Source organism: Citrobacter sp. VF227, from assembly GCF_052950715.1.
Map to the genome: position 1 here is coordinate 46,464 of NZ_JBRFVF010000012.1, position 23,692 is coordinate 70,155.

Here is a 23,692-nt window from a genome sequence, read left to right on the forward strand (position 1 = left end):
AACATGATATTGGCCCTATTCGACGCAAATTTGCATCGTAAAATGGCAGCGTTCTCCCTGCGCTAAAACCTGCAACCCCGGCTGCCCCTGCATGTGGTGGGCATTCACCGGATGCGTCTGCGGCTCCAGGCACAGAAACGGCTCACCCGACATTCTGAACAGCATCAACCACGGAGTTTGCGCTAAAATCGTGATTTTCATCACGTTCCGCTGAATAACAGCCCGTCCGCTCCAGCCAGAATAACCGACGTTCAGCCAGCGATCCTCACCGTATTGCGCGCGCATGAAATCCGCTGCTGGCGGAAGGACACTTTGCCATTCCAGCGGCAGATGCTGTTCCCCCTCCGGCCAGTAGCCGCTGGCGGTGAACTGCGCCATACTGTGCTTATCAAAGGCGAAAAATGGATGAAACCCGCAGCCATAGATCATGGGCTGCTCACCGCAATGGGTAAGCGTCAACGAGGCATGCAGGCTTGAGGTTTCCAGTTGATAGCAAAGCTGCGCCGTATAGTCGTAGCCACAGGGATGCCAACTGCGCAACAGCAGCAAACAGCCGCTTTGGGTAGCGGTAATAATCTGCCAGCGTTGCAACCAGCCGTCACCGTGCAGGAAGAAGTGTGCATCCGCCCCATGGTGCGGTAGCACAACCTCTTCCCCACGTAACATAAAACGATTGCCCGCCACCCTATTTGCCACCGGTAACATCGGGAACAGGCCGCAATCACCGGGCTGCTGACCATGACCTTCACGTAATATTGCCCGTTGATGTTGTAACGAAACCAGACTCAATAGCGAACCGCCCTGTGGATCTACGCACATCCGTAGATGTGCGTTTTGTAGCGTCAGCAGACCATCCATCAGCGGGCGTTTCGCGGTTGAGCTGATGCGCCAACTTTTGTATGCTGCGCCGCCAGTTGCTCCTCCAGCGCTTCCAGCGTCACGCCTTTGGTTTCCGGTACATTACGCAGAACATAGATGAAGCCCATCGCGCAAATCACACCGTACAGCAGGAAGCTTCCCGACGCGCCAAGACTCGCATTGAGCAGCGGGAAGGTATAGGTTAGCAGGAAGCAGGCAATCCACAGCGCCAGTGTACCGAGCGACATTGCCAGCCCGCGTACGCGATTGGGAAAAATCTCCGACAGCAGCACCCAGGTCACCGGGGCCAGCGTCAGGGCATAAATCGCGATCGCCGTCAGAACCAGAACCAGAACCGGCCAGCCCATAATGCCCAACCCGTACGCCCCGGCAATCAGGACATAAATAACCGTCAATCCTGACGCGCCGAACAACATCAGTTTACGACGGCCAATTTTGTCCACTAACGGCAGGGCGGCAAGAGTAAAGACCAGATTGATGATCCCCGTCGCCACGATCGATTTTAACGTACCGTTGATGTCGAATCCGGCGGAGGCGAAGATCTCCTGCGCATAGTTGAAAATAACGTTGATCCCACACCACTGCTGGAACACCGCCAACACCATACCGATAATCACGATCGGTTTAATTTGTGGTTGTAACAGCGTTGACCACGCGACTTTGTGGTTATCTTTTTGCAATGTATGTTCAATCTCTTTCAGCGTTTGCCCGGCATATTCCGCCGAACCAATGCGCTGCAGCATGGCACGAGCACGATCGACTTTGCCTGCTTTCACCAACCAACGCGGTGATTCAGGCACAAAGAACATTAGTACCAGGAAAATTACTGCGGGCACCAATTCCGCACCAAACATCCAGCGCCAGCCCGTCTGACCGTTCCAGCTTTCCACAATCGCCTGCTGCGTGGCGCCTGTGGCGACAGGTTCGGCTATCATCAGGTTGATAAGCTGCGCCGCCAGTACGCCAATCACAATGGTGAGCTGGTTAACGGCAACAAAGCGACCTCGCTTTTCCGCCGGGCTAACCTCGGCGATATACAGCGGACTTAGCGCAGACGCCAGACCAATCCCCACGCCACCCACAATGCGATAGACAATAAACATATCGAAGTTACTGGCGACGGCAGTTCCCCAGGCAGAAGCGCTAAACAGGATCGCCGAGAGAATCAGCGGCATCTTTCGACCAAACTTATCGGCGCACCAGCCGGAAATCAGTGCACCAAATACACAACCGATCAGCGCGGAACTCATCGCCCAACCGGATTGCGCCGGATCGGTAATCGAGAAATACGCTTCATAGAAAGGTTTTGCCCCGCCGATTACCACCCAGTCATAGCCAAACAGTAAACCACCGCAGGCCGCAACCAGGCAGATAGTCCAGACGTAACCAATCTTTAAATGTGTCTGCGCGTTATTCATTATGATTCCTCTTTCAGGGAAACGCAGGGGACAGAAGGTTTCGGGTGAGGTCGCCCCCACCCATTTCAGGTATTACTGGAAAAGCCTTACGTTAATGGCGTGACGCAGCAGTAATGCCTTGTCATGCGCCGGATTAAGTTGCAGGAGTTCATCAAGATCACGCTGACAGGCTGCGCTATTTCCCAACCCCAGATGCCCAAGCGCATTGATAAACAGGCAGTGTTGCTGGTGTTTTGCTTGTGCAGAGGTATCCAGCACCACCAGATCGGGTAGCGATACAGCAAAGAAATCGACATCCGGCACGTTGTCGCGATTCAACTCAACCCATTGCAGGAAGCTGTTGAACAGAACATCCGCCTCTGCATCTTCGCCAAGTTTTCTCTGCGCCATTCCTTGCCAGAAGAGATAGTCCACCGGCTGGTCGTTGTAGTAACGTCCTGCATCCAACGAGCTACCGCCACGCGTCGCACGGGAGAAGTAGCGCTGAGACTCGTCAAAATGGCCTTGTTGCTGCGCGCAATGCCCCAGCAAATACCAGATGTCATTATCCGTTTGTCCGGGTAAACGTCCCTCGCCGAGGTTTTGCGGATAGTGCAGCGCCTGTTGCAGCTGCATAATAGCCGTTTGCGGGTCGCCGGACTGCACGGCAGCCAGCGCGCGATGCAATTGATTAAGCAGATATTGCCCGGTGGCTTTGCCTTCACCGCCTTCCCACGGATGGAACACCCGCTCGCGTAATACTGCGGCAGCATCGTCATAGCGCCCCAATCCATTCCATAGGCTGAGCAGTTCCACCGTCAGATCATCACGCTGGAAGACAATCTCTTTGCTGGCTTCCAGTCGCTGCAGGCGCTGTTCAACCGGTTGTGCCATCAGCTTATTGAGATAGTCGAGTTCAAACAGGAAGCGGGCATTTTGCGGATCCAGCGCCACAGCCTGCGACAGATACTGTTTCGCCTGCTGCGCATCGTGCAGTTTGTTCCAGGCGTAGATACCCAGTAAACGATGCACCGGGGCAAAATCTGCTTCCTGCGCAAGCGTAAATTGCCAGCAGTCAACGGCCTCGGCATAACGTCGTTTGCTGTACCAGAAACAACCGAGTAAATAGCGAGCAAATGCGCTCTGTTCGAGGCTCTGCAGCATTTGCACTTCATCCAGCGTATTAGGGAAACGGACGCGGTTTTGCAGGCACGCGCGGGCTCGCTCAATGAAAGGTTGCGGGTCGTCGCTCAGTGAGGCGCGCCACAGCATCGGCAGCGTTTCCTGGCTGTCGAGCAGTTCCAGCACACCACGGGCAGCATCCTTTTGTCCGAAAGAGGTCAGCCAGCCCGCCAGTTCACACGCATTGGTCCCGCGACACCCGGTAATCGAAATCAGTGCTTGCGTCGTCGCCTCATCCTGGCAGATAGCCCAGCGCGCATAGTGCAGGGTATAACTGAGCGGATAATCCACCAACTGTTGGCGGATATAGTCCAGCGCTTGTTCACGACGATTAAGCCTGGACAACACCAGCGCTTTTAGCCCCATCGCCAGGTTGTTACTGCCGTTAAAGCGTAAGCTCTGCTCGACCTTTTCCAGTGCACCGGCGTAGTCCTGACGCTTCATCGCCAGACGCGCTAACGACCAGAATGCCGCATCCCGACAGTTACCGCTCCAGCTTGCCTTAAAATAGTTATCCCAGGCGCTGTCATCATCGCCCTGACGTTCCTGTGCGGCGGCCAGCAACATACTGGCCTCACCATCCCGTGGATTCTTATTGAGCTTATGCGCTCGCTCCAGCGCTTTGCCCGCACAATGTTCTGCCAACCCCCAGTCCGCGCGGTTTAACGCCAGCGTTCCGAGGGCAACATTATTGCGATAATCCAGCGGGTCAACCTCCAGCGCGCGACGATAATAATCTTCGGCATAGCGACTGGCGTGGTTGTACTGCTCCAGATGCTGACCAATGAAATAGAGTTCATCGGTATTAGACAGCGCTTCTGGTCGTGCTGGCGCGACGGCCGCTGAAGGTAGTGGTAACTCTTGCGCGATGTGCTCTTTGTACTGCAAAAGCGAAGTACCATCGGCACCAGTGACAGTCATCGTTACCCGCGCATGGTTATTGTCAGACACATCAGCCAGCCAACTTTGTCCAGGCTCCAGGGTCAGCGTATGCTCATAGAACGGTTGCCCATCTGCAGAAAGCGTAACCTGCACGTCGCACAGCGGCGCAATCGCATAAACCCCCACTGATAGCTGATTACTCTCACGTACCAGGCGCAGTGCCAGTTGCGTGCTGGCGTTTTGCACCATGCCCAGTTCGCTGTAGGGCAGGAAGTTTTGTACGAAGACTTTCTCTTCATACGGCGCAAGCCAGGTGAAATCCGGCTGGTTGTCGGTAAAGACCCCGGTCATCAGTTCAATATACGGACCGTTGTCATCGGTAAGGTTACGATCCCAGGCAACGCCAAAGTCGCCATAGCCCCAGGTCCACTGTTTTTTCCCTGGCGAAACGTGGTGATCGGCCACATGCAGCAGCCCGCCTCGCTCACCGTGATGCCATGCACCAACAAAATCATAATCTGATTTTTCAGCCATGTAGGAGGTCGGTACAGGAACGTTTTTGTAGCGCGAGATATCCACGCCAGCCGAGTAGTCCACTTTGTAGTATGTGCCGGTGGCAATGGGAAATGCAGAAACATCGCGCTTACCGTGGTCAAATACTGCGGTCACATCCGGCGGAAACACGCTCTGATGATCGTCACCACCCTTCACCGCTGGATTCGCCCACCATAAAAAATGGCGCGGCGTGGCGTTACCATTAAACACCTTCCCGGTTATCTCGATCAGAGCGCGATCCGGATACAGCGTAAATCCGGTCATCACCTGTAAACCGCGCATAGGTTCTACTTCACCCATCCATACAGTATATTCGCCATGCTCACCCTGCTGCTGCGTAAAATCGACCGGCATAAAAGTGGTTGGGCGATGATGCTGCGGCCAGTTAAATTCAATGCCACCAGAGATCCACGGTCCAAGCAAACCAACCAGAGCGGGCTTCACCACTTCGTTGTAGTAGACAAAATCGCGCTGCTGTACTTTGTCATACGCTCGATGAATACGCCCGCCTAACTCCGGCAACAGCATGACGCGAATGAAGTCATTCTCCATCCACACCGCCTTGTAGTCGCGCATTTCACGTTTGCCGGTCAGCGTATCAATCACGCCATACGGATACACCGCGCCAGAAGATCCCTGATAAACCCTTTTCTCCAGAAACATGGGGTTAGCGTCTTCTTCACCCGCCGTCCACGTTGGGAGGGTGATCGTTTCTTGCCAGACTTTAACTGAACCGTACATGCCGCTCTCCACTCAATAAACAAAAGTAAAAATTCAACTTGATGCTATTCTGCGGCAGTTAAGTGGCGGTAAAATGCGCAATGCTCACGCAATATAGTTAAGGGAGTTAAGTGAATGCAACGTTCGGGGTTCAACAACGCCAGGGTTCGTCAGGCGAATAAGCAGATCTTTTTGTCCCACCTTTGGCGGGAAAAGCAGCTCAGCAAATCACAGCTGGCGCAGCTCACCAGTCTGTCGATCCCGGCGGTCAGCAATATCCTCGAAGAGCTGATGGATGAAGGGAGAATCAGCCACTCGCGAGAAACCTTAAGCCAGCGCGGTTTGAGCAGCGGCAGTTATCATTTGCCAGAAAAAGGCACATGGACGCTATGTATCAACGTCACCCCTACCAGCATCACCAGTCAACTGGCAGACGCACGGCTGGTTGCCATCGGCGCCTGGCGTCATGAGGTCATCAAGCCGGAAACGCCCAAAGCGCTGCTGTCGGCCCTGGCTGCACACTGGCGGGAATACCGTCGACAATTTCCCGAAGTCACGATTAATCTGGCGCTCGGCGTTCACGGCCAGGTTGATCCGATCACCGGCGCATCAAAAACCATGCCCCAGGCACCGTGGAAAACACCGGTGGAAATAAAATATCTGCTGGAAGAGATGCTCGGCGTTCAGGTCCGCCTGGACAATGACTGCGTGATGCTGGCGCTGGCCGAAAAATGGCAAAACCCAGCGGCTAACGGTGATTTTTGCGTGATTAACGTTGATTACGGTATCGGCTCATCGTTTGTGATAAACGACAATATCTGGCGCGGTAGTCTGTATGGCAGCGGTCAGATTGGACACACCATCATTCATCCCGATGGAATTGCCTGTGACTGCGGTCGCTATGGTTGCCTAGAAACGGTAGCGTCATTGAGCGCGTTGAAAAAACAGGCCCGCGTATGGATGAAATCGCAGCCGACATCCCTTTACGATCCGGAAACGCTCACCACCGACCAGCTTATTACTGCCTGGCAGAACGGTGATGTTCGTATTCAGGCCTGGGCCGAGCATGCCGCCAGCGCTATTGGACTAAGTTTATATAACTTTCTGAATATACTGAATATTAACCAAATATGGTTGTACGGACGTAGCTGCGCTTTCGGCGATAGCTGGCTTAATACGCTGGTGCAGCAAACTGGGTTTAACCCATTTGATCACGGTGATAACCCGCGCGCCAGAGCGACTCAGATAAGCTTCGGCCAGCTCAATCGCGCCCAGCAACTCATGGGAATTGGCTATCTGTATGTCGAGTCGCAGCTCAGCGAGTTGTAACCATTATACCATCAGGCTCACGGCCAAACGTTCATGTACCGTGGCGATAAAATCGGTCAGTGCCGGTTTGAGCGATCCTTTTTTCCACGCCATCAGCAAAGCAATGGTTGGGGCATCGCCAACAATAGGGCGAAAAACCACCTGCCCGGTATTAAAATTATTCATATAACCGGGTATCAAAGTCACCCCCAGCCCCATCCCGACCAGGTTCATCGTCACCAGAATATTGGTCGCTACTTGCACAATATTGGGCTGGCTTTTCTGCTGCTGAAACCAGTTTTTGACAATCATCGCTAACGCGCCGGAATACGCAGGATCGGTGCTGACAAAATTCACCCCGTGCAGCTGCTCTGCGGAGATCGCTGGTTCATTGGCTAACGGATGATTCACCGGTAACACCACCACCAACGGCTCATGAATGAGCTCCAGATAGTCCAACTCCGGGCTGTAAACCGGGTGGCGCATTAAGCCCACATCCAGCTCGCCGCGCAGGATCTTCTCCTCCTGCTCAGTGGTTATCAAACTCACCAGTTCAATATGCGTATCCGGCTGCTTTAAACGAAATAAAGGCAGCACCTTCGGCAGTAAATTCACCTCTGCAGAAGGGACAAAACCAATAGCAAAATGGTTATCTTCCTGTACCGTTTTACGGGCGCGAACTTTGGCGTTTTCCGCCTGCTCGAGGATCGTCAGCGCATCCTGTAAAAAGCACTCTCCCGCCGCCGTTAGCGCAACTTTTCGCTTATCGCGCACCAGTAACGGAACGCCCACGCAGGTTTCCAGATCGCGGATCTGACTGCTTAACGACGGCTGGGAGGTATGCAATTTTTCTGCCGCTCGGGTGAAATTCAGCGCCTGCGCCACCGCCACAAAATAGCGTAAGTGCCTCAGTTCCATGCCCTTCTCCTTGTTATCGAAAAAATGTCTCAACTGGTAGAAATTTACTATTTCACAGATTGATAACTAACCAGCAACATCCTTATGGCACAAAAAATGAAGGTCAATACATCTTAGCTTTCAGGATTAAAAAATATGACCACACCCTCAAATTTAGACATCTACCAACTGATCGACACGAAAAACGGTCGCGTAACCCCACGGATTTATACCGACCCTGAAATTTACCAACTGGAGCTGGAACGCATCTTCGGTCGCTGCTGGCTGTTTCTCGCCCACGAAAGCCAAATTCCCAAACCCGGTGATTTTTTTAACACTTACATGGGCGAAGATGCAGTCGTGGTAGTCCGCCAGAAAGACGGCAGCATCAAAGCGTTTCTCAACCAGTGCCGCCACCGCGCGATGCGCGTCAGCTATGCCGACTGCGGCAATACCCGTGCCTTTACCTGTCCGTATCACGGCTGGTCGTACGGCATTAACGGCGAGCTGATCGACGTCCCACTGGAACCACGCGCTTATCCGCAAGGTTTATGCAAATCGCATTGGGGACTGAACGAAGTCCCTGGCGTCGAGAGCTATAAAGGGCTGATTTTCGGCAACTGGGATACCACCGCACCAACGCTTCGCGATTATCTCGGCGATATCGCCTGGTATCTCGATGGCGTGCTCGACCGCCGTGAAGGCGGCACCGAAATCGTCGGTGGCGTCCAGAAGTGGACTATCGACTGCAACTGGAAATTCCCCGCCGAACAGTTTGCCAGCGACCAGTATCACGCGCTGTTCAGCCATGCCTCAGCGGTACAGGTGCTGGGGGCGAAAGACGACGGTAGCGATAAGCGCCTCGGCGATGGTCAGACTGCCCGCCCGGTGTGGGAAACCGCCAAAGATGCGCTACAGTTCGGCCAGGACGGGCACGGCAGCGGATTTTTCTTTACTGAGAATCCCGATGCCAACGTGTGGGTAGACGGCGAAGTCTCCAGCTACTACCGCGACACCTACGAAGAGGCCGAACAGCGTCTGGGCAAGGTTCGCGCCCTGCGCCTGGCCGGTCACAACAACATTTTCCCCACGCTTTCCTGGCTGAACGGTACCGCCACGCTGCGCGTCTGGCACCCACGCGGACCGGATCGGGTTGAAGTGTGGGCGTTCTGTCTTACTGATAAAGCCGCCTCCGACGAGGTGAAAGCCGCATTTGAAAACAGCGCCACCCGCGCCTTTGGTCCGGCCGGATTCCTTGAACAGGACGACTCGGAAAACTGGTGCGAGATTCAAAAACTGCTGAAGGGTCACCGGGCACGCAACACTAACCTGTGCCTCGAAATGGGCTTAGGCCAGGAAAAGCGCCGCGAAGACGGTATTCCGGGGATCACCAACTACATCTTTTCGGAAACCGCCGCGCGCGGCATGTATCAGCGCTGGGCCGATCTGCTCAGCAGCGAAAGCTGGCAGGATGTGCACGACAAAACCGCCGCTTACCAGCAGGAGGTGATGAAATGAGCGCGTTAGTTTCTCTCGAACTGCATCATCGCATCAGCCAGTTTCTGTATGAAGAAGCACGTCTGCTGGACGACTGGCAGTTTCGCGACTGGCTGGCGCTGCTCGATGACGACATTCGCTACACCATGCGTACCACGGTCAATGCCCAGACCCGCGACCGCCGCAAAGGCGTGCAGCCGCCGACCACCTGGATTTTCAACGATAACAAAGACCAGCTTGAGCGCCGTATCGCACGGCTGGAAACCGGCATGGCCTGGGCGGAGGAGCCACCTTCCCGCACCCGTCATCTGATTGACAACTTACAAATCAGCGAAACCGACCAACCGGACGTGTTCGCCGTGCGCCTCAACTATCTGCTGTATCGCGCGCAAAAAGAGCGGGACGAGACGTTTTACGTCGGTACGCGCATGGACAAAGTGCGTCGTTTGCCCGGCGATGAGTGGCGCTTACTGGCGCGTGAGATCGTGCTGGATCAAGCGGTTATCACCTCCCATAACCTGAGTGTACTGTTCTGATGAGCCGTGTATTTGCCTGCTCCGCCACGGAGCTGCCGGATGGTGAAGCCCTCCGGCTGGAAACCTCGCCCGTCATCGCCCTGTTCAATGTTGGCGGCGAGTTTTATGCCATTAACGATCGCTGTAGCCACGGTAATGCCTCGATGTCCGAAGGTTATCTGGAAGACGATGCCACGGTGGAATGCCCGCTGCATGCGGCCAGCTTCTGCCTGAAAACCGGCAAGGCGTTGTGCTTACCTGCCACCGATCCGCTGACCACTTACGCGGTTTACGTGGAAGGCAGCGATGTATTTGTTGATATTCCAGAGGACGCCCGATGAGCGATTTACGCGATAACGTGGTTTTTATTACCGGCGGTGGCTCCGGCCTCGGCCTGGCGCTGGTCGAGCGCTTTATTGAAGAAGGCGCGAAGGTCGCCACGCTCGAACTGTCGCCAGCCAAAGTTGCCAGCCTGCGCCAGCGTTTTGGCGAACATGTGTTGGCGATAGAGGGCAACGTCACCTGCTATGCCGACTATCAGCGTGCGGTCGATCAAATCCTCACCGCGTTTGGCAAGCTGGACTGTTTTATTGGCAATGCGGGCATCTGGGATCATAACGCAACGTTGGTGAACACCTCTGCTGAGGCGCTGGAGAGCGGCTTTCACGAGTTATTTAACGTCAATGTGCTCGGCTATCTGCTTGGTGCAAAAGCCTGCGCCCCAGCGCTTATCGCCAGCGAAGGCAGCATTATCTTTACCCTGTCCAACGCCGCGTGGTACCCGGGCGGCGGCGGTCCTTTGTATACCGCCAGTAAGCATGCAGCTACCGGGCTGATTCGCCAGTTGGCCTACGAGCTGGCACCAAAGGTACGTGTTAACGGTGTCGGTCCGTGCGGTATGGCCACCGATCTGCGCGGCCCACAGGCGCTGGGGCAAAGCGATACCTCGATTATGCAGTCGCTGACGCCGGAGAAAATCGCCGCGATTCTGCCGCTCCAGTTCTTCCCCGACCCTGCCGACTTTACCGGACCGTACGTGATGCTGGCGTCGCGTCGCAACAACCGCACCTTAAGCGGCGTGATGATCAACGCTGATGCCGGACTGGGGATTCGAGGTATTCGTCACGTTGCCGCCGGGCTGGATCTGTAGGGAGTCGTTATGTGTGAACAGATTATAGCCATCATCGGCGGCGGTCAGGCGGGGGCAATGGCCGCCGCCGCGCTACGCCAGCAGGGGTTTAACGGGCCGTTACACCTCTTTTCTGACGAAGCGCATCTACCCTATGAACGCCCGCCGCTCTCCAAAGCCATGCTGCTGGACGATGCCCCGCAGCTTCAGCCGGTACTCCCCGCCAGTTGGTGGCAGGAACACAACGTGCAACTGCATCTCGGCGTTACGTTACGCCAGATTGATCGCGCCTCGCGTACGCTAACGCTGGCCGATGGTCAAACCTACCGCTGGTCGCAGTTGCTGCTGGCCACCGGCGCCGCTGCCAGGCCTTTGCCACTGCTCAATAAGCTGGGCGAGCGTTGCTTTACGCTGCGCCATGCTGGAGACGCCGAACGCCTGCGCGACGTGCTACAGCCGGGTAAGGCAATTGTGATCGTCGGTGCGGGCACGATTGGCCTGGAACTGGCGGCGAGTGCCACACAACGCGGCTGCAGGGTGACAGTGGTCGAGATGGCGTCGTCGGTAATGGGCCGCAACGCCCCTGCTCCGGTGCGCGACTACCTGCTTGCCCGCCACCAGCAGGCGGGCGTGCGGGTGTTACTCAACAGCACCATTGAACACGCCGAAGCGGGGGAGTTTCTCTCGCTGACGCTGCAAAACGGCGAGACGCTGCTGGCCGATGCCGTGGTATACGGCATCGGTATCGTGGCGAATGATGCGCTGGCCCGCGACGCCGGTCTGGAGACGGCGAACGGCATTATCGTTGATAGCACCTGCACCACCTCCGATCCGGACATTTTCGCCGCCGGTGATGTGGCGATAATGCGCTTGCCCGATGGTTCGTTAGTTCGTGTGGAAAGCTGGGAAAATGCCAATAATCAGGCACAGATTGCAGCCGCCGCAATGCTCAACCAGCCGTTGCCCCACAAGACACCGGGCTGGTTCTGGACCGACCAATATCGCGATAATTTGCAGTTTATTGGCGAAATGCAGGGGCAAACATGGCTATGTCGTGGCAACCCTGAAAGGGGGAAAGCAATCTGGCTCCAGTTGCGCGATGGAGCGATAATTGGCGCAGTCGCGCTCAACAACGGGCGCGAAGTGCGTGTACTGCGTAAGCTTATTCAGTCAGAGCGAGCCTTGAGCGAGGAAGCGTTGTGTGATGAAGGCGTGGCGCTGAAATCGTTATAACTGCTGCCTGATATCGAACATAAAAAAGGCCGCATTCGCGGCCTTTTTCACAGCTAACTATTGACGCTTACGCGTAAACCGGGAAGCGTGCGCAGATGTCCAGAACTTTACCTTTGACGCGCTCAATTACGGCTTCGTCATTGATATTGTCCAGCACGTCACACATCCAGCCAGCCAGTTCTTTCGCTTCCGCTTCTTTGAAGCCACGGCGAGTGATTGCCGGAGAACCGATACGGATACCGGAAGTCACAAACGGGCTCTTCGGATCGTTCGGCACGCTGTTTTTGTTGACGGTGATGTTGGCACGGCCCAGCGCAGCGTCAGCTTCTTTACCGGTCAGGTTTTTATCAACCAGGTCCAGCAGGAACAGGTGGTTTTCAGTACCGCCAGAAACCACTTTGTAACCACGGTTCAGGAACACTTCCACCATCGCTTTGGCGTTTTTAGCAACCTGCTGCTGGTAAACCTTGAACTCAGGCTCCATTGCTTCTTTCAGCGCCACGGCTTTCGCCGCGATCACGTGCATCAGCGGGCCACCCTGCGCACTTGGGAACACCGCAGAGTTCAGTTTTTTGTACAGCTCTTCATCACCGCCTTTCGCCAGGATCAGGCCGCCGCGCGGACCCGCCAGAGTTTTGTGGGTGGTGGTGGTGACAACGTGTGCGTGTGGAACCGGGTTCGGGTAAACGCCTGCGGCAATCAGACCCGCAACGTGCGCCATGTCAACGAACAGGTATGCGCCGATGCTGTCAGCGATTTCACGCATTTTGGCCCAGTCAACCACGCCAGAGTAAGCAGAGAAACCACCGATGATCATCTTCGATTTGTGTTCTTTGGCCTGCTTCGCCATATCTTCGTAGTCAATTTTGCCGGAATCATCAATACCGTAAGGAATGATGTTGTACAGTTTGCCGGAGAAGTTAACCGGGGAGCCGTGAGTCAGGTGGCCGCCTTGTGCCAGGTTCATACCCAGAACGGTATCGCCCGGTTGCAGCAGAGCGGTGTAAACAGCGAAGTTAGCCTGAGAACCGGAGTGCGGCTGCACGTTAGCGTAGTCAGCGCCAAACAGCTCTTTTGCACGATCGATAGCCAGTTGTTCAACGATATCAACGTACTCACAACCGCCGTAGTAGCGCTTGCCCGGATAACCTTCAGCGTATTTATTGGTCAGCTGAGAACCCTGCGCCTGCATAACACGCGGGCTGGTATAGTTTTCGGAGGCGATCAGTTCGATGTGCTCTTCCTGACGTACTTTTTCCTGCTCCATAGCCTGCCACAGTTCGGCATCATAATCGGCAATGTTCATTTCACGCTTTAACATCCGCATCTCCTGACTCAGCTAACAATAAAATTTTCGGCCTTAAAAGGCGGTCCGTAGGACAACGGCGAACAGTATAACCGAATCATTCTTCGATAACAGGTCTTGACAAAGGATTTTACGCAAACGATTACCTTCACGGTACGCAAGGCTTTGGAGAACAAAGGTCTGCTGAATTTCAACGGATTTCTTTTCAGGTTTGTGATGCAGATTTTTCACGATGTAACCTTTACAACGCAAAGTTACAAAGAACCATTTACAATGCAGGGGTATTTTTTATAAGATGTATTTGACATACATCATTAAAGTCTCAGATAAAGGAAGACCGTATGCTTGACGCACAAACCATCGCTACAGTTAAAGCCACCATTCCCCTGCTGGTTGAAACAGGTCCGAAGCTGACCGCCCATTTCTACGATCGCATGTTTACGCATAACCCAGAGCTGAAAGAAATTTTCAACATGAGTAACCAGCGTAATGGCGATCAGCGCGAAGCGCTGTTTAACGCGATTGCCGCGTATGCCAGCAATATCGAAAACCTGGCGGCGCTGTTGCCAGCGGTTGAGAAAATCGCGCAGAAGCATACCAGCTTCCAGATTAAACCAGAGCAGTACAACATCGTGGGTGGTCATTTGCTGGCAACGCTGGACGAAATGTTCAGCCCAGGCCAGGAAGTCCTGGATGCGTGGGGTAAAGCGTATGGTGTACTGGCGAACGTTTTCATCAACCGTGAAGCGCAAATCTATAGCGAAAATGCCAATAAAAATGGCGGCTGGGAAGGTACTCGACCTTTCCGTATCGTGGCAAAAACGCCGCGAAGCGCGCTTATCACCAGCTTTGAGTTTGAGCCTGTCGACGGTGGCGCGGTAGCTGAATATCATCCGGGGCAATACCTGGGCGTCTGGCTGAAGCCGGAAGGTTTCCCGCATCAGGAAATTCGTCAGTACTCACTGACCCGTAAACCTGATGGCAAAGGCTATCGGATTGCCGTTAAGCGTGAAGACGGTGGTCAGGTTTCCACCTGGCTGCACAATCATGCGAATGTTGGCGACGTTGTTCACTTAGCCGCACCTGCGGGCGATTTCTTTATGGATGTCGCGACTAATACCCCTGTGTCTCTGATTTCCGCAGGCGTAGGTCAGACCCCAATGCTGGCGATGCTGGATACGCTGGTGAAAGCAAACCATGCGGCGCAGGTTAACTGGTTCCATGCGGCTGAAAACGGTGATGTCCATGCCTTCGCCGATGAAGTGAATGAACTCGGCAAAACGCTGCCGCGCTTTAGCGCACACACCTGGTATCGCGAGCCAACCGAAGCTGATCGCGCGAAAGGTGCGTTTGATAGTATAGGTCTGATGGATCTGAATAAACTGGAAGGCGCAATCAGCGACCCGGCGATGCAGTTTTATCTGTGCGGTCCGGTTGGCTTTATGCAGTTTGCCGCAAAGCAGCTGGTTGGTCTGGGCGTAAAAAACGAGAACATTCATTACGAATGTTTCGGCCCACATAAAGTTCTGTAATTACGTTATGCCTGATGGCGCTGCGCTTCTCAGGCCTACGAGATATTGTAGGCCTGAGAAGGTGTTTACACCGCCATTCGGCAAGCACGGCGCGGCTTAGATTGCCGCGTCGTCTTCTTCACCGGTACGAATACGAATAACGCGAGCCACGTCAAAGACAAAAATCTTACCGTCACCGATTTTGCCGGTCTGGGCGGTACGAATAATGGTGTCGACGCAGGTATCTACGATGTCGTCGGTAACCACAATTTCAATTTTTACTTTCGGCAGAAAATCCACCATATATTCCGCGCCGCGGTACAGCTCGGTATGGCCTTTCTGACGGCCAAAGCCTTTGACCTCTGTTACAGTCATACCGGTAATGCCAACTTCGGCCAGCGCTTCGCGGACGTCGTCCAGCTTGAAGGGTTTAATAATCGCATCAATCTTTTTCATGCTATTCCTTGAAAAGGTCGCCTGTCTTTTGATCGGATAAACGTAACATAATCCGGAAAACTATTCTTTGAAATCGTTTGCATCTAACTCATGGCGAGAAAGCAACTTGTAGAACTCAGTGCGGTTGCGCCCAGCCATTCGCGCCGCATGGGTCACATTACCCTTGGTAATTTGCAGCAGCTTACGCAGGTAATTGAGTTCAAACTGATTACGCGCCTCAACAAAGGTCGGCAGCGCGGTGTTCTCCCCTTCCAGTGCCTGCTCCACCAGCGCATCGCTGATCACCGGGGAAGAGGTCAACGCGACGCACTGTTCAATCACGTTGACCAACTGACGCACGTTGCCCGGCCAACTGGCGGTCATTAACCGCTTCATGGCATCGGTTGAAAAGGCGCGCACGAACGGTTTATGTCGTTCAGCAGACTGGCGTAGCAGATGGTTTGCCAGCAGCGGAATATCTTCCGTACGTTCGGCCAGTGCCGGGATCTTCAGACTCACCACGTTGAGGCGATAGTACAAATCCTCGCGAAATTCTCCCCGCGCCATGGCTTTGGGTAAATCGCGGTGCGTCGCGGAAACGATCCTCACATCAATGTCGATATCGCGGTTACTTCCCAGCGGTCTGACTTTTCGTTCCTGCAACACGCGCAGTAATTTAACCTGCAACGGTGCTGGCATATCGCCAATCTCATCGAGAAACAGCGTCCCACCTTCCGCAGCCTGAAACAGCCCTTCACGATTACTCACCGCGCCGGTAAAAGCGCCGCGCGCATGGCCAAACAGTTCAGACTCCAGCAATTGTTCCGGCAACGCGCCGCAATTAATGGCAATAAAGGGTTTGTGGCTACGCGGGCTGGCGTTGTGAATAGCCTGAGCAAAAACTTCTTTCCCGGTCCCACTTTGGCCGTTGATGAGTACACTAACGTCCGACTGTGCCACCATTCGCGCCTGTTCCAACAAACGCAGCATCAGCGGACTGCGGGTGACAATGGACTCACGCCAGCTATCATCAGTAGCAGGCGCAGACTGTTCCAGCGCCCCGTCAATTGCGTGGTATAACGCGTCTTTATCGACCGGTTTGGTGAGAAAACTGAAGACCCCTTGCTGCGTCGCCGCTACGGCGTCAGGAATGGAGCCGTGAGCGGTGAGGATAATAACCGGCATTCCCGGCTGTACTTTCTGGATTTCCGTAAACAGCTGCATGCCGTCCATTTCATCCATACGCAGATCGCTAATGACCAGATCCACTTTTTCGCGATTCAGTACCCGTAGCCCTTCCTGCCCGCTTTCCGCAGTCACGACGCTGTAACCTTCGCTGGTCAGTCGCATACCGAGTAATTTCAACAGCCCCGGATCATCATCCACCAGCAGCAAATGCGCGGGCTTACGGCTTATCATGGCGTTACCTCATCGGCAGGCGGCGTGGCACCGCCCTCGTTATCAGGCGTAGTGAGTTTATCGTTCCCGTGCGGCGCATCAGGATTGTAGTTACCGGCGGGTTTGCGCGTGGAAAGCTGGCGCTCAATATCGGTCAGATTCTCCAGCTTGCGGGTCGTGAGATCGAGCTGGGACTGCAAATGCTGTTGCTGCTGACGCAGCGTATCGAGCTCGCTGTCTGACGCCTGCTGGAGCTTACTGTAACGCATGCGTTCTTCAGCAAGCTGTAATTGCAACAGTTGGTTACGAAACCAGGCCTGATAAAGCGGTCGAACCTGAGTCGGAATTTGTGGACTTAACGCATCGAGACGCGTAACTGCCTCCTGCCGTTCAGGCGGGGTAATACGGGCGTTATCAAGCAGGATCCCGCGTTTGAAAGCACCCTGCCAGGTATCCGTGAGTTGAGCACTGGCCTCACTGCGCGCCTGCACAGGCATCATGCGATCGGCGCAATCCATCGCCCGCAGCCAATACAGCGGGTTGGTATCCGTGGACTGACCCGTTAGCGACCAGATATCCGCACACTCGGTTGCAAGGTAGTCAGCAAGTTGATGAGGTGGAATTTTCTCCTGCGAGGGATCGCCGATGATATGATTCACCGCGTTCGGAACGCAGCCAACCAGCACCAGACACGGCAGGCTTGCGAGGATAACGCGACGGAAAAAATGTCGTTTAAGCATTCTGACAACAACGTAAGGCATACTCACCAGACTTAGGTTTATTTTAGTGATTTTTCGCAGCAGCTAGCGGCAGTTCTATGCGAAAACAAACGTTTTGCGCATGGTCATCAACCAGATACAGTTTGCCCCGCATACGGCGGATGCAATCTCTGGCAATGCTCAGCCCCAACCCGCTTCCTTTTACCGCCCCTTTTCGCTGATGGCTCCCCTGGAAAAAAGGCTCGAAGATCATGGTCTGTTCTGCTTCTGGGATCGGTGTGCCGGTATTCATTACATCAATATATACCGTTGAGCCATGCAAACTGCTGCGGATCCAAATGTTACCGGATTCAGCGCCGTAGTGCACCGCATTGGAATAAAGATTGTCCAGCACGCTCATTAATAGCATCGGCTCTGCCAGGCAGGCGTTCACCGCAAGCGCAACATCAGTATGGATCATTTTGGCGCGGGCGGGCAGGCTATGCGCAGAAACCACGTTTTCCACCAGCGGGGCGATTTCTACACTTTCAAGCTCAACCTCGTCATCCGCCAGCTTGCGGTTGTAATCGAGAAGCTGCTCAATCAGTTTTTGCAGATTGCGGCTGCTGTCATCGAGAATACCGACCACCTCTTTTTGCTCCGGTGTTAACGGGCCCACTACCTGATCGGCCAGCAATTCGGTACCTTCGCGCATACTCGCCAGCGGTGTTTTCAGCTCATGAGAAAGATGGCGTAAAAACTGATGCCGCTGCGACTCAAGCCAGGAAAGACGTTCGCTCAGCCAGATAATACGCTGCCCCACGGATCGCAGCTCACGGGGCCCGGTAAATAACACGCTATCACCCAGCGAGCGCCCTTCTCCCAGACGGTTGATCATCCGTTCGATGCCCTTCACCGGACCGATAATCATGCGGGTAAACAGCAGCACCATTGCCAGGCTAACGAGAAACAGCACCAGCGCCTGCCAGCCGAAGAACTGACCTCGCTCGGCTATCTCCTGCTGTAGTTGCTGTCCACGAGAAAAGACGACAGTCCGCGTCGCTTGTACCATCTCAGTATTGGCATTGGCGAACGCTTCCAGCCGCGCGGCCGCCACGCTGTCAGGACCACTGTTACGACACTGCAACTGCGCGAGATCGTTGATGTCCTGGCGTAACGCCTGATAGAGCCGGTTATCCGGCAACACGCCTGCATGCGCATCCAGCATGTCGCTGTAGCGTTTACGTTGACTCTGGTAAACCTTAGCTAACGTTGGGTCATCAAGTACACAGTATTGGCGGTAGCTACGCTCCATCTCAAGGGCAGCATTGGTCATCGCTTCACTGCGTCTGGCGTCAATCAGCGTCGTTCGGTTCGTCAGAGCCGCCTGCGCGCTCAGGGCATTCAGGCTTTGCCACGCCTGCCAGGCCAAAACTAACAACGGCAACAGGATAAGCAAAAATGCCAACGTCACCAGTTGACGTAAAGATCGGGGAAAAACTGACCAGCGCTTCAAGGCGTTACTCTCAATGGACAGGAATAGGTTGATGCTAACTGAGGGAAACGCCAGATACAACAAAGCCGGGATTAACCCGGCTTTGTTGTGGAATAAGGCGGTGCCTAACTCGACGTTTCGCCCGAAGGTTGATATAGCTACGCTAATATCAGATGTTGGACGGCAGGCACCTTGTTGTGCGTCATTCGAAGTTTATGTAGCACGTCCCGAAGGGGCTGACATAAGAAGGTGAATGAGCCACTGATTAATATTATGCAGCATCTGTGCCAATATTCAAAACATTTTATTAACACAATGATATATATAGAAAATATCATTATTTATCTGAAAAATGATATTGTCCGTTTTTTACCCATACCGTCGCCAATCAGCAACACCTGTAGCATTTAAAAACAAATTTATTGTAAATCATATAATTAAATGTCTCTTTTTGGCGACACCCCAACCCCGCCAATGTCGGGATTTCGAGACACATTAATTCTGTGCCATAAGCGCTGAGGTATTGCCGGATGACGGCGTGAACGCCTTAATTGGTCTGCGCCATAAAAAAAGCCCCTCACGAAGAGGGGCTTAATGATTACAGGCTAATTAACCCAACTGTTTACGCGCGTTACGGAAAATGCGCATCCACGGGCTGTCCTCACCCCAGTTTTCCGGGTGCCAGGAGTTACTCACGGTACGGAACACGCGTTCCGGGTGCGGCATCATAATGGTAACGCGACCATTTTCCGTGGTAACAGCGGTAATACCGTTCGGCGAACCGTTCGGGTTAGCCGGGTAGGTCTCGGTCACCTTACCGAAATTATCAACATAGCGCAGGGCCACCAGACCTTTGCTCTCGAGCTGAGCCAGATGCGCACCGTCACGCACTTCCACACGACCTTCACCGTGAGAAACGGCAATCGGCATCATCGATCCCACCATATCGGCAAGCAGTAAAGACGGGCTTTGCGTCACTTCAACCAAACTGAAGCGGGCTTCAAAACGATCGGAGTAATTGCGTACAAAGCGCGGCCACAGGTCGCTTCCCGGGATCAGCTCACGCAGGTTAGACATCATCTGGCAACCGTTACACACCCCGAGCGCCAGCGTTTGCGGGCGATGGAAGAAGGTTTCGAACTCATCACGCACGCGGTTGTTGAACAGAATTGACTTCGCCCAACCTTCCCCTGCGCCGAGCACATCGCCGTAAGAGAAGCCGCCGCAGGCTACCAGCGCCTGGAAATTACCCAGGCCGATGCGTCCCCCCAGCAGATCGCTCATGTGTACATCAATAGCGTCAAAGCCCGCACGGTGGAAAGCTGCCGCCATTTCGACATGGGAGTTAACGCCCTGCTCGCGCAGCACGGCCACTTTCGGACGCGCGCCAGTGGCGATGTACGGAGCAGCAACGTCTTCATTGATATCAAATGACAGTTTAACGTTAAGGCCAGGGTCGGCATCGTTGGTTTTAGCGTCGTGTTCCTGATCGGCACACTCCGGGTTGTCGCGCAGACGCTGCATCTGCCAGGTGGTTTCCGCCCACCACATACGCATCGTGGTGCGGCTTTCGCTGAACACCGCATGACCGTCAACTTCAACCACGAAGCGGTCGCCCTGCACGGCTTTCCCCAGATAGTGCACGCAATCGGCCAGGCCATGTTGAGCCAGCAACGCCTCAACCGCTTCACGATCAGCTGCGCGAACCTGAATCACCGCGCCAAGCTCTTCGTTAAACAGCGCAGCCAGACGATCGTCACCCAAAGAGTGGATATCAGCTTCAATACCGCAGTGACCGGTGAAGGCCATTTCCGCCAGCGTAACCAGCAGCCCGCCGTCTGAACGGTCGTGGTAGGCCAACAGCTTACGCTGTGCCACCAGCGCCTGAATGGCGTCGTAGAAGCCTTTCAGTTGCTCAACGTTACGCACATCAGCAGGCTTATCGCCCAGTTGACGGTAAACCTGCGCCAACGCTGTTGCACCCAGCGCGTTGTGACCAAGACCAAGGTCAATCAGCAACAGGGCATTGTCTTCAGTAGAAAGCTGCGGGGTAATCGTGTGGCGCACGTCTTCCACGCGGGCAAAGGCGGTGATCACCAGCGACAGCGGCGAGGTCATTTCACGCTGTTCGTTGCCTTCCTGCCAGCGGGTTTTCATCGACATAGAGTCTTTGCCCACCGGAATGGTCAGGCCAAGCGCCGGACATAATTCTTCCCCAACGGCTTTTACCGCCTCGTACAGTCCGGCGTCTTCGCCAGGGTGACCCGCAGCAGCCATCCAGTTAGCCGACAGTTTAATGCGTTTTATATCGCCAATCTGCGTTGCCGCAATGTTGGTCAGCGCCTCACCTACAGCCAGACGCGCAGAGGCAGAGAAGTCGAGCAATGCGACTGGCGCGCGCTCGCCAAGAGACATCGCTTCACCGTAGTAGCTATCAAGGCTTGCGGTAGTGACCGCGCAGTTGGCGACCGGGATCTGCCATGGCCCCACCATCTGGTCACGCGCGACCATGCCGGTAACGGTACGGTCGCCGATGGTCACAAGGAACGTTTTTTCAGCAACAGTCGGCAGATGCAGCACACGGTTAACCGCATCTGCAATCGAGATTTCGCCACGCTTCAGGGCATCGCCTTTGGCTTTCAGCGTCTGCACATCGCGGGTCATTTTCGGCGTTTTGCCCAACAGCACATCGAGCGGCATGTCGATCGGCTGATTGTCGAAGTGGCTATCGCTCAGTGTCAGATGCTGTTCTTCGGTGGCTTCACCGATCACCGCATACGGCGCGCGCTCGCGCTTACACAGTTCGTCAAACAGCGGTAGCTGGTCAGCGGCAACCGCCAGCACATAACGCTCCTGGGATTCGTTACACCAGATTTCCAGCGGGCTCATGCCCGGTTCGTCGCTGAGGATATCGCGCAGCTGGAACTTACCGCCGCGACCGCCATCGCTTACCAGCTCAGGCATGGCGTTTGACAGGCCGCCAGCGCCAACGTCATGGATAAACAGGATCGGGTTGGCATCGCCCATCTGCCAGCAGCGGTCGATAACTTCCTGGCAACGACGTTCCATTTCCGGGTTGTCACGCTGTACGGAGGCAAAGTCGAGGTCCGCATCAGACTGGCCGGAAGCCATAGAAGAGGCCGCACCCCCGCCAAGACCGATGTTCATTGCCGGCCCGCCGAGGACGATCAGCTTAGCGCCAACGACGATCTCGCCTTTCTGTACATGATCGGCACGGATGTTACCGATCCCGCCTGCCAGCATGATCGGTTTATGGTAACCGCGCAGTTCTTCGCCGTTGTGACTGTTAACCTTTTCTTCATAGGTGCGGAAATACCCCGTCAGCGCCGGGCGACCAAATTCATTATTAAACGCCGCGCCGCCCAGTGGCCCTTCGGTCATGATATCGAGCGCGGTAACAATACGGTCCGGCTTACCAAAATCTTCTTCCCATGGCTGTTCAAAGCCTGGAATACGCAGGTTGGAAACGGAGAAACCCACCAGCCCTGCTTTCGGTTTTGCACCACGACCGGTAGCCCCCTCGTCGCGGATTTCGCCGCCGGAGCCGGTTGCCGCACCCGGCCACGGAGAGATAGCCGTCGGATGGTTGTGGGTTTCTACCTTCATCAGGATGTGGGCTGGCTCCTGATGGAAATCGTAGCGGCCGGTTTTGTGGTCGGCAAAGTAACGACCCACTTCAGAACCTTCCATTACCGCAGCGTTGTCCTTATAGGCAGACAGCACGTGGTCCGGCGTAGTTTCGAAGGTATTTTTGATCATCTTGAACAGCGACTTCGGCTGCTGTTTACCATCGATAATCCAGTCGGCGTTAAAAATCTTGTGGCGGCAGTGCTCGGAGTTTGCCTGCGCAAACATGTACAGTTCAATGTCGTTCGGGTTGCGTCCCAGTTTGGTGAACGCATCCTGCAGATAGTCGATTTCGTCTTCCGCCAGCGCCAGGCCCAGACGCAGGTTAGCGTCGATCAGTGCCTGGCGTCCCTCACCCAGCAGATCAACGCTTAAGACCGGTGCTGGCTGATGATGTACAAACAGCTTTTCGGCATCGTTCAGTGCTGGGAAAACCGTTTCCATCATGCGGTCGTGCAGTTCATCGGCAACCATCTGCCACTGCTCAGCGGTCAACGTAGAGGCCTCAACATACCAGGCAATGCCACGTTCCAGGCGGCTAATCTGCTGCAGGCCGCAGTTGTGGGCAATATCAGTCGCTTTAGAAGACCACGGGGAGATGGTGCCAGGGCGAGGCGTAACCAGCAGCAGTTTGCCTTCAGGGGCGTGGCTGTGAAGAGCAGGACCATATTTCAGCAGACGTGCTAGTTGTGCGTGCTCGTCCTCATTCAGCGGTGCATTCAGATCGGCAAAATGGACGTACTCGGCGTAAATATTGTGGACCTGGAGGTTGGCAGCCTGAAAACGTGCCAGCAGTTTGTTAATACGGAATGCAGACAGTGCAGGTGAACCACGCAGAATTTCCATCATAAGTCTCTCGTCTTCTAAGCTTTCGGTGTGCCCAAGTGGGGGAAACGGGCGTCATTATAAAGAATCTGGCGCGCCGACGAAACCGTTTGCGTCGAAATAAAATCACGACCATTTCTTATCATCAAATGCGGTCTGGTTTCTGAATAAGTTGCCAACTG

The 23,692-nt window shown here is 54.6% G+C and carries 17 protein-coding genes; 7 read left to right on the plus strand and 10 right to left on the minus strand.

The window, feature by feature from the left end; genetic code table 11:
- Positions 1-15 precede the first annotated feature (15 nt).
- From ACU8YC_RS22570 to ACU8YC_RS22580, 3 genes are all read right to left on the minus strand, one after another.
- Positions 16-858 carry an aldose 1-epimerase gene (locus tag ACU8YC_RS22570; protein WP_446895765.1) on the minus strand — a complete coding sequence of 281 codons (843 nt, stop codon included), beginning with the start codon at positions 856-858 and terminating at the stop codon, positions 16-18.
- On the minus strand, positions 858-2,297 hold the full coding sequence (locus ACU8YC_RS22575; protein ID WP_446895766.1) for a sugar porter family MFS transporter: 1,440 nt from the start codon (positions 2,295-2,297) through the stop codon (positions 858-860). The genes ACU8YC_RS22570 and ACU8YC_RS22575 overlap by 1 nt, the downstream gene beginning before the upstream one ends.
- Positions 2,298-2,369: 72 nt before the next feature.
- Positions 2,370-5,636 (minus strand): DUF5107 domain-containing protein, encoded by a 3,267-nt coding sequence (locus tag ACU8YC_RS22580; protein WP_446895767.1) that lies wholly within the window; start codon positions 5,634-5,636, stop codon positions 2,370-2,372.
- A 114-nt stretch (positions 5,637-5,750) separates the two neighbouring features.
- On the opposite strand from ACU8YC_RS22580, the gene ACU8YC_RS22585 reads away from it, so the two are divergent.
- Positions 5,751-6,944 carry an ROK family transcriptional regulator gene (locus tag ACU8YC_RS22585; RefSeq protein WP_286538859.1) on the plus strand — a complete coding sequence of 398 codons (1,194 nt, stop codon included), beginning with the start codon at positions 5,751-5,753 and terminating at the stop codon, positions 6,942-6,944.
- Positions 6,945-6,947: 3 nt separating this feature from the next.
- On the opposite strand, the gene hcaR is transcribed toward ACU8YC_RS22585, so the two are convergent.
- Positions 6,948-7,841 (minus strand): DNA-binding transcriptional regulator HcaR, encoded by an 894-nt coding sequence (gene hcaR, locus ACU8YC_RS22590; protein WP_187258592.1) that lies wholly within the window; start codon positions 7,839-7,841, stop codon positions 6,948-6,950.
- 135 nt (positions 7,842-7,976) lie between these two features.
- On the opposite strand from hcaR, the gene hcaE reads away from it, so the two are divergent.
- Genes hcaE through hcaD form a run of 5 tightly spaced genes read left to right on the plus strand, consistent with a single transcriptional unit; the run spans position 7,977 to position 12,194 of the window.
- Positions 7,977-9,338 (plus strand): 3-phenylpropionate/cinnamic acid dioxygenase subunit alpha, encoded by a 1,362-nt coding sequence (gene hcaE / locus ACU8YC_RS22595; protein ID WP_151217673.1) that lies wholly within the window; start codon positions 7,977-7,979, stop codon positions 9,336-9,338.
- Positions 9,335-9,853: a 3-phenylpropionate/cinnamic acid dioxygenase subunit beta gene (gene hcaF, locus ACU8YC_RS22600; RefSeq protein ID WP_151217674.1), complete on the plus strand. Its 519-nt coding sequence runs from the start codon at positions 9,335-9,337 to the stop codon at positions 9,851-9,853. Before hcaE ends, hcaF begins: the two co-directional genes overlap by 4 nt.
- Positions 9,853-10,173 carry a 3-phenylpropionate/cinnamic acid dioxygenase ferredoxin subunit gene (gene hcaC, locus ACU8YC_RS22605; protein ID WP_151217675.1) on the plus strand — a complete coding sequence of 107 codons (321 nt, stop codon included), beginning with the start codon at positions 9,853-9,855 and terminating at the stop codon, positions 10,171-10,173. The genes hcaF and hcaC overlap by 1 nt, the downstream gene beginning before the upstream one ends.
- Entirely contained in the window at positions 10,170-10,982 is an 813-nt protein-coding gene (hcaB, locus tag ACU8YC_RS22610) for a 3-phenylpropionate-dihydrodiol/cinnamic acid-dihydrodiol dehydrogenase (RefSeq protein ID WP_151217676.1), read from the plus strand. The genes hcaC and hcaB overlap by 4 nt, the downstream gene beginning before the upstream one ends.
- Before the next feature lie 9 nt (positions 10,983-10,991).
- Positions 10,992-12,194: a phenylpropionate dioxygenase ferredoxin reductase subunit gene (gene hcaD, locus ACU8YC_RS22615; protein WP_446895768.1), complete on the plus strand. Its 1,203-nt coding sequence runs from the start codon at positions 10,992-10,994 to the stop codon at positions 12,192-12,194.
- Positions 12,195-12,261: 67 nt separating this feature from the next.
- Here the strand turns inward: hcaD and glyA are convergent, their stop codons facing one another.
- A complete protein-coding gene (gene glyA / locus ACU8YC_RS22620) occupies positions 12,262-13,515 on the minus strand; it encodes a serine hydroxymethyltransferase (protein WP_446895769.1) in 1,254 nt (417 codons plus the stop codon).
- Positions 13,516-13,841: 326 nt separating this feature from the next.
- Between glyA and hmpA the strand changes: the two genes are divergently transcribed.
- The gene (hmpA, locus tag ACU8YC_RS22625) at positions 13,842-15,032 is read left to right on the plus strand and encodes an NO-inducible flavohemoprotein (protein ID WP_187258590.1); all 1,191 of its coding nucleotides are present in this window, start codon (positions 13,842-13,844) and stop codon (positions 15,030-15,032) included.
- A gap of 96 nt (positions 15,033-15,128) precedes the next feature.
- Here hmpA and glnB read toward each other — a convergent pair whose 3' ends face one another.
- The 5 genes from glnB to purL all read right to left on the minus strand — a co-directional run bounded on the left by glnB (position 15,129) and on the right by purL (position 23,534).
- The gene (gene glnB / locus ACU8YC_RS22630) at positions 15,129-15,467 is read right to left on the minus strand and encodes a nitrogen regulatory protein P-II (protein ID WP_002914032.1); all 339 of its coding nucleotides are present in this window, start codon (positions 15,465-15,467) and stop codon (positions 15,129-15,131) included.
- A gap of 60 nt (positions 15,468-15,527) precedes the next feature.
- Entirely contained in the window at positions 15,528-16,862 is a 1,335-nt protein-coding gene (gene glrR, locus ACU8YC_RS22635; protein ID WP_304502307.1) for a two-component system response regulator GlrR, read from the minus strand.
- Entirely contained in the window at positions 16,862-17,605 is a 744-nt protein-coding gene (gene qseG, locus ACU8YC_RS22640) for a two-component system QseEF-associated lipoprotein QseG (protein ID WP_151217679.1), read from the minus strand. The genes glrR and qseG overlap by 1 nt, the downstream gene beginning before the upstream one ends.
- A 22-nt stretch (positions 17,606-17,627) precedes the next feature.
- Positions 17,628-19,058 (minus strand): two component system sensor histidine kinase QseE/GlrK, encoded by a 1,431-nt coding sequence (gene qseE, locus ACU8YC_RS22645; protein ID WP_151224096.1) that lies wholly within the window; start codon positions 19,056-19,058, stop codon positions 17,628-17,630.
- Positions 19,059-19,646: 588 nt separating this feature from the next.
- On the minus strand, positions 19,647-23,534 hold the full coding sequence (purL, locus tag ACU8YC_RS22650; protein WP_446895770.1) for a phosphoribosylformylglycinamidine synthase: 3,888 nt from the start codon (positions 23,532-23,534) through the stop codon (positions 19,647-19,649).
- Positions 23,535-23,692: the final 158 nt, after the last annotated feature.

Bases quoted from the DNA above. Each gene is read 5' to 3' on its own strand.
- ACU8YC_RS22570 (WP_446895765.1), bottom strand. From the start codon at position 858: ATGGATGGTCTGCTGACGCTACAAAACGCACATCTACGGATGTGCGTA.
- ACU8YC_RS22575 (WP_446895766.1), bottom strand. From the start codon at position 2,297: ATGAATAACGCGCAGACACATTTAAAGATTGGTTACGTCTGGACTATC.
- ACU8YC_RS22580 (WP_446895767.1), bottom strand. From the start codon at position 5,636: ATGTACGGTTCAGTTAAAGTCTGGCAAGAAACGATCACCCTCCCAACG.
- ACU8YC_RS22585 (WP_286538859.1), top strand. From the start codon at position 5,751: ATGCAACGTTCGGGGTTCAACAACGCCAGGGTTCGTCAGGCGAATAAG.
- hcaR (WP_187258592.1), bottom strand. From the start codon at position 7,841: ATGGAACTGAGGCACTTACGCTATTTTGTGGCGGTGGCGCAGGCGCTG.
- hcaE (WP_151217673.1), top strand. From the start codon at position 7,977: ATGACCACACCCTCAAATTTAGACATCTACCAACTGATCGACACGAAA.
- hcaF (WP_151217674.1), top strand. From the start codon at position 9,335: ATGAGCGCGTTAGTTTCTCTCGAACTGCATCATCGCATCAGCCAGTTT.
- hcaC (WP_151217675.1), top strand. From the start codon at position 9,853: ATGAGCCGTGTATTTGCCTGCTCCGCCACGGAGCTGCCGGATGGTGAA.
- hcaB (WP_151217676.1), top strand. From the start codon at position 10,170: ATGAGCGATTTACGCGATAACGTGGTTTTTATTACCGGCGGTGGCTCC.
- hcaD (WP_446895768.1), top strand. From the start codon at position 10,992: ATGTGTGAACAGATTATAGCCATCATCGGCGGCGGTCAGGCGGGGGCA.
- glyA (WP_446895769.1), bottom strand. From the start codon at position 13,515: ATGTTAAAGCGTGAAATGAACATTGCCGATTATGATGCCGAACTGTGG.
- hmpA (WP_187258590.1), top strand. From the start codon at position 13,842: ATGCTTGACGCACAAACCATCGCTACAGTTAAAGCCACCATTCCCCTG.
- glnB (WP_002914032.1), bottom strand. From the start codon at position 15,467: ATGAAAAAGATTGATGCGATTATTAAACCCTTCAAGCTGGACGACGTC.
- qseG (WP_151217679.1), bottom strand. From the start codon at position 17,605: ATGCCTTACGTTGTTGTCAGAATGCTTAAACGACATTTTTTCCGTCGC.
- purL (WP_446895770.1), bottom strand. From the start codon at position 23,534: ATGATGGAAATTCTGCGTGGTTCACCTGCACTGTCTGCATTCCGTATT.